The sequence below is a fragment of the Streptomyces sp. NPDC007162 genome, assembly GCF_040634175.1.
GTDB lineage: Bacteria > Actinomycetota > Actinomycetes > Streptomycetales > Streptomycetaceae > Streptomyces.
In genome coordinates, this window is sequence record NZ_JBEYFC010000350.1 from 1 (window position 1) to 9,869 (window position 9,869).

Genomic DNA, 9,869 nt, shown 5'->3' on the forward strand with positions numbered 1-9,869 from the left:
CGACTTCCCGCTGGCCTTCCAGACCGCGTGGGCGATACTGCTGAACAAGCTCCGCGAGACCGTCCCGGAGTCGGTCGACCTGCTGCGCCTGTGCATGGACCGCGTCCACCGCACCATCGACAGCTATCTGCGCTACGCCGAGCACCACCAGGCCGCGTACCGCACGATCGTCAGCGGCGGGGTTGGTTTCGACGCCGAGGTGCACGCCATCCGGGACGGTGTGCGCGAGGCGATCGTCGTGACCATCGCCGAGGGCGCCTACGGCCGTACCGACATCGCCCCGCTGGCCCGGATGGGCCTGCTCTCCTGGCTGTGCAGCGTGGAGGGCGCCACCCTCGAGTGGATCGACCGCCCCGGACTCTCCCGCGACACCATGTGCGAACTGCTGGTCAAGACCCTCGGCGGCACCCTGCGCGCCATCGAGGAGCTCGACCCGTCCTACCCCGCCCCGGCCCCGGCCCGCCGGGACACGTGACGCGCGAGGGGCGGAGGTCTCGTGGTACCTCCGCCCCAGGCCCCCCGTGACGGGGGCTAGTTGACGGCCTTGATCAGCTCGCCGTTCGCGGTGTCGCCGCTCAGTTCCCAGCAGAAGGTGCCGCCCAGACCCTGCTGGTTCTTGTAGGTCATCTTGGTCCCGATGGTGGCCGGGGTGTCGTAACTCCACCAGTCGCTGCCGCACTTGGCATACGCCGTGCCGGCCACCGTGCCGGTGGCCGGGCACCTGCCCTTGAGGACCTTGTAGTCGTCGATGCCCTGCTCGTAGGTCCCCGCCGCCGGGCCGGTCGCGGTGCCGCCGGGGGCCGCCTGGGTCACGCCGGTCCAGCCGCGGCCGTAGAAGCCGATGCCGAGGAGCAGTTTGGCCGCCGGGATGCCGAGTCCCCTGAGCTTGGCGATGGTCGCCGAGGTGTAGTAGTTCGCCGTCGGGATGCCGGCGTAGGAGTTCAGCGGCGAGTGCGGGGCCGTCGGGCCGGTCGAGGCCCAGGCGCCGAAGTAGTCGTAGGTCATCGGGTTGTACCAGTCGACGTACTGCGCCGCGCCGGCGTAGTCGGCCGCGTCGATCTTGCCGCCGCCGGTGGCGTCGGCGGTGATGGCCGCCGTGACCAGCGCACCGCTGCCGAACTTCGAGCGCAGTGCCGCCATCACCTTCCTGAAGGCGTCCCGGCCGCTGGTGTCACAGGTGTTGCCGCAGGCGTTCGGGTACTCCCAGTCGATGTCGATGCCGTCGAAGACGCCCGCCCACTTGGAGTTCTTCACCAGGTCGTAGCAGGACTGCGCGAAGGCGGCGGGGTTCCTGGCGGCCTCGCCGAACCCGCTCGACCAGGTCCAGCCGCCGAAGGACCAGAGGATCCTGAGGTTCGGGTGCTTCTTCTTCAGCTTCAGCAGCTGGTTGAAGTTGCCGCGCAGCGGCTGGTCCCAGGTGTCCGCGACGCCGTCCACGGACTCGGCGGCGGTGTACGCGCGGTCGGTCGCCGCGTACGCGTCGCCCATCGCGCACTTGCCGCCGGTCACGTTGCCGAAGGCGTAGTCGATGTGGGTGAGCTTCGCGGCCGAGCCGGAGGTCTCGACGTTCTTGACCAGGTAGTTGCGCTGGTAAGTGCCCCATTCCGTGAAGTAGCCGACGACCTTGGAGCCGGCCTTCACCCGGGGGGCGGGCGGGGCGGCCGCCGAGGCGGTGCCCGCGCCGGCCAGCAGTCCGGCGCCGAGGACGGCGCAACAGGCCGCGGACAGCAGCGCCCGGAAGCCGGAGCGGTGGAAGATGTGCATCGGGTGTCTCCTCCTGGGGGAGAGGGGAACGCGCGCCGATTGGCATGAACGCGGTAAAGCGTTGGTCATGGACCCTAGGAGGACTAGACCAGTCGGGTCAATGGTTCGGACCAATCTCGATGCGCCCGGATGTTGGCCTGGAATTCCTGAAGTAAGCGGTCGTTAACTGGTGACGCGAGGTCCCCGATCGGGCATACTCACTGCGCAGCCGCAGGTCAGCAGCTTCCGAGACCCGGAGACGCCCCCTCGGCCGCACTCGAACGACAGGCGGAGCCGCCCCTACCCGTGGGCCGTGTCCGCCGGTGCCCGACAGGGAGGAGACCGACGCCATGTCCGACCGCGACCCGCAGCCGGTGGAGCGTCAACTGCCCACGGAAGAGGCGAGAGACCTGCTCTCGCTGGTCCGGGACATCGCCCGGCACGAGATCGCGCCCCAGGCGGCCGAGGAGGAGGACGCCGGACGCTTCCCGCGGGGGGTCTTCACCCTGCTCTCCGAATCAGGCCTGCTCGGCCTGCCGTACGACTCCGAGTGCGGCGGCGGCGACCAGCCCTACGAGGTCTACCTCCAGGTCCTGGAGGAGCTGGCCGCGGCCCGGCTCACCGTCGGCCTCGGGGTCAGCGTGCACACCCTCGCGAGCTACCCGCTCGCCGCCTACGGCAGCAAGCAGCAGCAGGTCGAACACCTGCCCGCGATACTCGGCGGCGGCCTGCTCGGGGCCTACTGCCTCTCCGAACCGGCCTCCGGCTCGGACGCGGCCTCCCTGCGCACCAGAGCCGTCCGCGACGGCGACTCCTGGGTGATCAACGGCACCAAGGCCTGGATCACGCACGGCGGCATCGCCGACTTCTACGCGGTGATGGCCCGCACCGGCGGGGAGGGCTCGCACGGCATCACCGCCTTCCTGGTGCCCGGTGACGCCCCGGGCCTGTCCGGTGCGGCGCCGGAGAAGAAGATGGGCATGAAGGGCTCACCGACCGCCCAGGTCCACCTCGACGACGTCCGGGTCCCCGACGAGCGCCGCCTCGGCGAGGAGGGCCAGGGCTTCGCCATCGCCCTGTCCGCGCTGGACTCCGGCCGGCTCGGCATCGCGGCCTGCGCGATCGGCCTGGCCCAGGCCGCCCTGGACGAGGCGGTCGCCTATGCCACCGGACGGCGGCAGTTCGGGCACCCCATCTCCGACTTCCAGGGCCTGCGCTTCATGATCGCCGACATGGCCACCCAGATCGAGGCCGGCCGCGCCCTCTACCTCGCGGCGGCCCGGCTGCGCGACGCGGGCCGTCCGTTCGCCCGGCAGGCCGCCATGGCCAAGCTGCACTGCACCGACACGGCGATGAAGGTCACCACGGACGCCGTCCAGATACTCGGCGGCTACGGCTACACGGCGGACTTCCCGGTCGAACGCTATATGCGCGAGGCCAAGGTCCTGCAGATCGTCGAGGGGACGAACCAGATCCAGCGGATGGTCATCGCCCGTCATGTGGCAGGGCCGGAAAGTCGCTGAACTGCCCGCGTGCGACCGTCGGCGCCGCCAGCCTGACCCACTCCGGGTCATGGCGGCCCGGCAGGGCGCGGCCCCGGTCGGCCCAGATCCGCATCAGCTCGCGGTAGATCGGCGGGTCCTGCGGCGTGGGCGGCGGAAGTGACGAGGCGGGCGGGGGCACGAAGATCCGGCGCTGACGGCCGAGGGCGGAGTACGTGGTCGTCATGCCAGGCCAACGCGGCGGCTGCCGCCCAGGTCACCGGTTCCCCGAATCGCGCGTGAGTTCACGGGCGTCCGGTCCGGGATCTGGCCCCTTCCTCTCTTCTGACGTACCGTCAGCCGGACTTTCTCCGCCACCGGGGAGGCCCGCCATGGCCGACGACCGTCCCGTACCGCTCGACGAGTACCCCGTGCACCAGGTCCCGCTGTCCATGCGGCACGTCGCCACCGGGGACCGCAACGCCTACGACCGCTGCATCTTCCACGTCCTCGACCACTCCGGCGCCGCCCTGCTCGTCCTGGGCCTCGGCGTCTACCCGAACGTCGGTGTGATCGACGCCTACGCCACCCTGCGCACCGGGGACACCCTGCACGCGGTGCGCGCCTCGGACGCCCTCGGCGAGGACCGGATGCGGCCGGCGGTCGGCCCGCTGCGCATCGAGGTCCAGCAGCCGCTCCGGCGCTTCCGTGCGAGCATGCGCGTTGAGACTGGCAGCGGACCCGTCGGCCTACACGGTCTTCCCCTCGTACGACATGACCCGGCAGTACCGCACCATGCGGCTGGTCGGCGAGCACACCGACGTGCCCGTGCCCCGTGTGCTGTGGCTGGAGGAGGACCCGGGGCCGCTGGGCGCGCCCTTCTTCGTCATGGAGCGGGCCGAGGGGCGCGTCCCGCCCGACGTCATGCCCTACACGTACGAGGGGAACTGGCTGCACGCGGCGACCGACGGCGAACGCCAGCACCTCGAAGCGGCGTCGGTCGGCCTGCTGGCCCGGCTGCACGACCAGGTCCCGGTGGCGGAGGCCGGGTTCCTCGCCCTCCCCGGCGAGGGTGACGCGCTGCGCAGGCACGTCGGATCCCAACGCGCCTACTACGACTGGGTGGTGGACGGGCTCGCCCGCTCACCGCTGATCGAGGCCGCGTTCGACCGGCTTGCGCAGCTGTGGCCGCGAGAGCCCGGCGACCCGGTCCTCAACTGGGGCGACGCCCGCATCGGCAACATCGTCTACGCCGGCTTCGACCCCGTAGCCGTGCTCGACTGGGAGATGGCCGCAGCGGCCCCGCGCGAAGTGGACCTCGGCTGGACCGTGTACCTGCACCGCTTCTTCCAGGACCTGACGACCGCTTCCGGACAGCCGGGGCTGCCCGGCTTCCTGCGCCGCGACCGCATCGAGGACCGCTACGCACGCCTGACCGGCCACACCCTGCGCGACATGGACTTCTACACCCTGTACGCCGCCCTGCGGCACGCGATCGTCATGCTGCGCATCGCCTACCGGCAGGTGTACTTCGGTGAGGCCGCCGTGCCGGCGGATCCGGACACACTGACCCTGCACCACGGCAGCCTGCGCGCCATGGTGCAGGGCGACTACTGGAGTGCGGTGCGCTGACTCAGGCGGCCTGACGGCCGAGGACACCGCCGCCGAAGCGCATGGCCGGTACGCGCATCGGGCGTGAGCCCGCGCCACCGACGTGCGAGAAGGGCTGCGTCCGCCAGTCCAGACCCTGGGGCAGGGTGAGCAGGAGGGCGGTGTCCTGCTCCTGAGGCTCGGCCGACTCGTCCGCGGACGGGGCGTCGGCCGCCGCGCGGCCCGTACCGGCACAGACCGTGAGGCCGAACGGGTTCCACGGCGAGGCGCACAGCGCGTGCTCCGGCAGGAACTCCTCGTCCGCCAGCAGCGCGATCGGCTGCGCACAGTCCGGGCAGACCACCCGGAACATCTCGAAGGTGTCGTAGGCGTCCAGTTCCTCGGCCTCGTAGAGGTCGGGTTCGACGCCCTCCGGCTCGGGCTCGACAACCAACTGCGGGCGCTTGGGCGCGGGACGACCAGGGCGCTTAAGACTCTGCATGGGTACTCCCCCTCGGGCTGGGCCGTGAAGGCACTGCGGCCTCGACCACAGCAAGCACTTCCCGCCCGGTCTCGGCGGTAATCACGAGACCATCACGGAGCCCGTTCGGGGGCTGTGTCGTTCGTCACATGCCGTGCGCAGGTGCCCGCTGCGGCGGTTTTGTCCCTCGGGCGCCCCGCGGTGAGCCCTCCGTGACATCACGAACCGGCTATGACCTGCGTCGCCGAGGTACCCGAGGAGATCAGGCGCACGGTAGCTTTTGCGCCATGGAGGAGCTGGACCGTCACATCGTGCAGCTGCTCGTCAAGGACGGGCGGATGAGCTACACGGACCTGGGCAAGGCCACGGGTCTTTCCACGTCGGCCGTGCACCAGCGGGTGCGCCGGCTGGAACAGCGCGGCGTCATCCGCGGCTATGCCGCGGTCGTCGACCCGGAGGCCGTCGGACTGCCCATGACGGCGTTCATCTCGGTGAAGCCGTTCGATCCGAGCGCCCCCGACGACATCGCGGACCGGCTGGCCGGCGTCCCCGAGATCGAGGCGTGCCACAGCGTGGCCGGCGACGAGAACTACATCCTCAAGGTGCGGGTGGCCACGCCCCATGAGCTGGAGGGGCTGCTGGCGCGGCTGCGCAGTCTGGCGGGGGTGTCCACGCGGACGACGGTGGTGTTGTCGACGCCCTATGAGGCACGGCCGCCGAGGATCTGAGCGGTGGGGCGTGTGCACACGGCCCCTCGTGACAAGGTGATCGGCCCGAGGGGCGAGACTGGTCCCCATGAGTGAGCGCACCGACCAGCCCCAGACCGTTCTCCTCCGCCGCGGCGAGGTGCACAGCCCCGCCGATCCGTTCGCGACCGCGATGGTCGTGGAGCGGGGGCAGGTCGCCTGGGTCGGGTCCGAGGGCGCCGCCGACGCGTTCGCCGACGGGGTCGACGAGATCGTCGACCTGGACGGTGCTCTCGTCACCCCCGCCTTCACGGACGCCCATGTCCACACCACGTCCACCGGGCTCGCACTCACCGGACTCGACCTGTCGGGGGCGACCTCGGTCGCCGAGGCCCTGACGCTGGTCAGCGACTTCGCCGCCGTACGCCCGGACGACCGGGTGCTGCTGGGGCACGGCTGGGACGCCTCCCGCTGGGCCGGCGGCCGCCCGCCGAGCCGCGCCGAGCTGGACGCGGCCACCGGCGGACGCCCGCTCTACCTCTCCCGAATCGACGTCCACTCGGCCGTGGTCACCACCGCCCTGCTGGACCTGGTCCCGGACCCGGTCGCCCGTCAGGACGCCCCGCTGACGGGCGACGCCCACCACGCCGTACGCGCCGCCGCGTTCGCGGCCGTGACGCCCGCACAGCGTGCCGAGGCCCAGCGCACCGCCCTCGCGCATGCGGCAGCGCTCGGTATCGGCACGGTGCACGAGTGCGGCGGCCCGAAGATCTCGTCCGAGGACGACTTCACGGACCTGCTGCGGCTCGCGGCCGAGGTGCCGGGCCCCCGGGTCGTCGGCTACTGGGCCGAGGAGAACGCCGACAAGGCGCGGGAGCTGGGCGCGCGCGGCGCCGCCGGTGACCTGTTCGTCGACGGTGCCCTCGGCTCGCACACCGCCTGCCTGCACGAGCCCTATGCCGACGCGGGCCACACCGGGGCCGCCTATCTGGACGCGGCGGCCGTCGCCGCGCATGTCGTCGCCTGTACCGAGGCAGGCCTCCAGGCGGGCTTCCACGCCATCGGCGACGCCGCCGTGACCGCCGTGGTGGAGGGCGTGCGCGCCGCCGCCGAGAAGGCCGGTCCCGCCCGGGTCCGCGCCGCCCGGCACCGGGTCGAGCACGCCGAGATGCTCACCCCCGAGCACATCGCCGCCTTCGCCGAACTGGGCCTGATCGCCTCCGTGCAGCCCGCGTTCGACGCCCTGTGGGGCGGAGCGGACGGCATGTACGCCCAGCGCCTGGGCGCCGAGCGGGCCCGCGCCCTGAACCCCTACGCGGCCCTCCTGAAGGCCGGGGTCCCGCTCGCCTTCGGCTCCGACACTCCGGTCACCCCGCTCGACCCCTGGGGCACCGTCCGCGCCGCCGCGTTCCATCACACGCCCGAGCACCGGGTCTCGGTCCGCGCCGCGTTCACCGCGCACACGCGGGGCGGCTGGCGGGCGATCGGCCGGGACGACGCCGGCGTCCTGGTGCCCGGCGCGCCCGCCGACTACGCGGTCTGGCGCACCGACGAACTGGTGGTGCAGGCCCCGGACGACCGGGTCGCCCGCTGGTCCACCGATCCCCGTTCCGGCACTCCGGGGCTGCCCGACCTGACCCCCGGCCGCGAGCTGCCGGTCTGCCTGCGCACGGTGGTCGGCGGCCGAACGGTGTTCGTACGGCCGGGCGAGTGACCGGACCGCATTCGTACGGCCGGGCGAGTGATCTCCCGGGGTGGCGCGGTCGTCATCGCCGGCCGCCGCCGCGTCGCGCGACCTGCGCATCCTCCGCCCTGACCTGGGGTTTGAGGGTATTTATGCAGGTCAAACGACTGTTGACAGCCAGCGGCAGCGGGCCGGTAGGTTCGGCGGAGTCCACCACCGGACGCCCGACCGGGGAGCAGTTCGCGCACTCGTCGCAGCGCCGCTGGGTCAGGGACGGTGTGCCGCACCGGGGCACCGCCACTGGGAGCCAGGCTCAGCGCCCGCGCCGACGGGGGAACGTCCAGGCCGGTCGGGAGGTGTGACCCGGGTGGGGCCCGGAGCTCAGTAGACAACGGCTTTCGGTCGACCCGCAGCCAGCGGGTCCCAGGTCGGCCCGAAGGGCACCGGGCCCCCATCCGCAGGGGAACAGAGTGGCTGTGCGGGGGAACACGCTGGCGAAAGCGGGGATGACGGCCACCCGAAACGGGCATCCTTACCCCGTTCTTGTGCAATCGACACCGCCATACGAATGAGCCGTCACGTCTCCGCAGGCCTTGGCCACTATGGTGGTCCCCTGCGTACGACATGAAGGGGCAGCAGTGAACGACGGCGACGGGACCCTCGCGGCAAAGGCCCAGGGTAGGCAGTTCGGCCCGCTCGGCACGGCCTTGGTGATCATTCCGACCTACAACGAGGCGGAGAACATCAAGTCCATCGTCGGCCGGGTGCGCCAGGCCGTCCCCGAGGCGCACGTTCTGGTGGCGGACGACAACAGCCCCGACGGCACGGGCAAGCTCGCCGACGAACTGGCCGCCGAGGACGACCACGTCCAGGTCCTGCACCGCAAGGGCAAGGAAGGCCTCGGCGCGGCCTACCTCGCGGGCTTCCGCTGGGGCATGGACAACGGCTACGGCGTGCTCGTCGAGATGGACGCCGACGGCTCCCACCAGCCGGAGGAGCTGCCCCGGCTGCTGACCGCGCTGAAGGGTGCCGACCTGGTGCTGGGCTCCCGCTGGGTGCCCGGCGGCAGGGTCGTCAACTGGCCGAAGTCCCGCGAGTTCATCTCCCGGGGCGGCTCGCTGTACTCCCGCCTCGCCCTCGACCTGCCGCTGCGTGACATCACCGGCGGCTACCGCGCCTTCCGCCGCGAGACCCTGGAGGGTCTGGGCCTGGACGAGGTCGCCTCCCAGGGCTACTGCTTCCAGGTCGACCTGGCCCGCCGCGCGGTCAAGGCCGGTTTCCACGTCGTCGAGGTGCCCATCACGTTCGTGGAGCGCGAGCTGGGTGACTCCAAGATGAGCCGGGACATCCTGGTGGAGGCCCTGTGGCGGGTCACCTCGTGGGGCGTCACCGAGCGGGTGGGCAAGATCACCGGCAGGGGCGGGCAGTCGTAGCGGGCGCCGCCCGGCCCGGAGCGCGGGCGGCGGCCCCACGCCCGGGGTCCGGAAACCTCACAGATCCGGCTGATCATCCCCTTATCCCGCACTGAGCCGGGCCCAGGCACACTGGGTGCATGACGACTGGCGCGCAGACCCCTCCGTACACCGACCGGCCCCGGCGCTCCCGGCTCGCCCGGTATCTGCCGCTGGGCCTCGCGGCATGGCTCGTGCTGGAGATCTGGCTGCTGACGCTGGTCGCGGGCGCGGTCGGCGGCATGACCGTGTTCCTGCTGCTCGTGGCGGGAATCGTCGGCGGTGCCGTGGTCATCAAGCGGGCCGGCCGGCGTGCCTTCCAGAGCCTGAACGAGGCGATCCGGCGTGGCGGCTCCCCGGAGCGCGGCGGTGGCAACGGCCTGACGATGCTGGGCGGCCTGCTCCTCATGATCCCCGGCCTCGTCTCCGACGCCCTCGGCCTGCTGCTCCTGCTGCCCCCGGTCCAGAAGGCCGTCTCCCGCCTCGCGGAACGCACCATCGACCGCAGGCTCCGCGTGGCCGCCCCCGGCACCCTGGGCAACGTCTTCCAGCAGGCCCGGATGCACCGCCCGGACGGCAAGGTGGTGCAGGGCGAGGTGATCAGGCAGGAGGGCCCGGACCGGGGCGAAGAGCCGACGGGGGAGCGGCCGCCGCTGACGCGGTGACCCTCCTGACGCCGTGACCCTGCGGGGTCCTGTCGGGGAGCACAAAGCCGAGGGCGCCGTACGTTCACGAACGTACGGCGCCCTCAGC

The 9,869-nt window shown here is 72.1% G+C and carries 9 protein-coding genes and 2 pseudogenes; 8 read left to right on the plus strand and 3 right to left on the minus strand.

Annotated elements, in window-relative coordinates; genetic code table 11:
* Nucleotides 1–475 (plus strand): TetR family transcriptional regulator (locus ABZ646_RS31675; RefSeq protein WP_360526419.1); only part of this gene is annotated, 475 nt, incomplete at its 5' end.
* 56 nt (nt 476–531) lie between these two features.
* Here ABZ646_RS31675 and ABZ646_RS31680 read toward each other — a convergent pair.
* Nucleotides 532–1,764, minus strand: coding sequence for a glycoside hydrolase family 18 protein (locus ABZ646_RS31680; protein ID WP_360526422.1), 1,233 nt, complete (start codon nt 1,762–1,764; stop codon nt 532–534).
* 329 nt (nt 1,765–2,093) lie between these two features.
* Between ABZ646_RS31680 and ABZ646_RS31685 the strand changes: the two genes are divergently transcribed.
* Nucleotides 2,094–3,266: an acyl-CoA dehydrogenase family protein gene (locus tag ABZ646_RS31685; RefSeq protein WP_360526425.1), complete on the plus strand. Its 1,173-nt coding sequence runs from the start codon at nt 2,094–2,096 to the stop codon at nt 3,264–3,266.
* On the opposite strand, the gene ABZ646_RS31690 is transcribed toward ABZ646_RS31685, so the two are convergent.
* Nucleotides 3,229–3,471: a hypothetical protein gene (locus ABZ646_RS31690; protein ID WP_165939559.1), complete on the minus strand. Its 243-nt coding sequence runs from the start codon at nt 3,469–3,471 to the stop codon at nt 3,229–3,231. The two genes, ABZ646_RS31685 and ABZ646_RS31690, sit on opposite strands and share 38 nt — an antisense overlap.
* Nucleotides 3,472–3,616: 145 nt before the next feature.
* Between ABZ646_RS31690 and ABZ646_RS31695 the strand changes: the two are divergent.
* Both ABZ646_RS31695 and ABZ646_RS31700 read left to right on the plus strand, forming a co-directional pair.
* Nucleotides 3,617–3,928: pseudogene (locus tag ABZ646_RS31695) on the plus strand (hypothetical protein); the annotation flags it as partial.
* Between the two features lie 4 nt (nt 3,929–3,932).
* A pseudogene (locus ABZ646_RS31700) lies at nt 3,933–4,856 on the plus strand (phosphotransferase family protein); the annotation flags it as partial.
* A 1-nt stretch (nt 4,857) separates the two neighbouring features.
* Here the strand turns inward: ABZ646_RS31700 and ABZ646_RS31705 are convergent.
* Nucleotides 4,858–5,316, minus strand: a complete 459-nt coding sequence (locus ABZ646_RS31705) for a hypothetical protein (protein WP_360526428.1) — start codon at nt 5,314–5,316, stop codon at nt 4,858–4,860.
* Between the two features lie 266 nt (nt 5,317–5,582).
* Here ABZ646_RS31705 and ABZ646_RS31710 point away from each other — a divergent pair, with 266 nt between their 5' ends.
* The 4 genes from ABZ646_RS31710 to fxsA all read left to right on the plus strand — a co-directional run bounded on the left by ABZ646_RS31710 (nt 5,583) and on the right by fxsA (nt 9,781).
* Nucleotides 5,583–6,023, plus strand: coding sequence for an Lrp/AsnC family transcriptional regulator (locus ABZ646_RS31710; RefSeq protein ID WP_360526431.1), 441 nt, complete (start codon nt 5,583–5,585; stop codon nt 6,021–6,023).
* A gap of 67 nt (nt 6,024–6,090) precedes the next feature.
* Entirely contained in the window at nt 6,091–7,695 is a 1,605-nt protein-coding gene (locus ABZ646_RS31715) for an amidohydrolase (RefSeq protein WP_360526434.1), read from the plus strand.
* 608 nt (nt 7,696–8,303) lie between these two features.
* Entirely contained in the window at nt 8,304–9,098 is a 795-nt protein-coding gene (locus tag ABZ646_RS31720) for a polyprenol monophosphomannose synthase (RefSeq protein ID WP_360526437.1), read from the plus strand.
* 119 nt (nt 9,099–9,217) lie between these two features.
* Nucleotides 9,218–9,781: an FxsA family membrane protein gene (gene fxsA / locus ABZ646_RS31725; RefSeq protein WP_360526440.1), complete on the plus strand. Its 564-nt coding sequence runs from the start codon at nt 9,218–9,220 to the stop codon at nt 9,779–9,781.
* Nucleotides 9,782–9,869: the final 88 nt, after the last annotated feature.

What these genes read in the sequence shown, in the direction of transcription:
- ABZ646_RS31705 (WP_360526428.1), bottom strand. Translation starts at nt 5,316, where the DNA reads ATGCAGAGTCTTAAGCGCCCTGGTCGTCCCGCGCCCAAGCGCCCGCAG.
- ABZ646_RS31680 (WP_360526422.1), bottom strand. Translation starts at nt 1,764, where the DNA reads ATGCACATCTTCCACCGCTCCGGCTTCCGGGCGCTGCTGTCCGCGGCC.
- ABZ646_RS31690 (WP_165939559.1), bottom strand. Translation starts at nt 3,471, where the DNA reads ATGACGACCACGTACTCCGCCCTCGGCCGTCAGCGCCGGATCTTCGTG.
- ABZ646_RS31715 (WP_360526434.1), top strand. Translation starts at nt 6,091, where the DNA reads ATGAGTGAGCGCACCGACCAGCCCCAGACCGTTCTCCTCCGCCGCGGC.
- ABZ646_RS31710 (WP_360526431.1), top strand. Translation starts at nt 5,583, where the DNA reads ATGGAGGAGCTGGACCGTCACATCGTGCAGCTGCTCGTCAAGGACGGG.
- ABZ646_RS31685 (WP_360526425.1), top strand. Translation starts at nt 2,094, where the DNA reads ATGTCCGACCGCGACCCGCAGCCGGTGGAGCGTCAACTGCCCACGGAA.
- fxsA (WP_360526440.1), top strand. Translation starts at nt 9,218, where the DNA reads ATGACGACTGGCGCGCAGACCCCTCCGTACACCGACCGGCCCCGGCGC.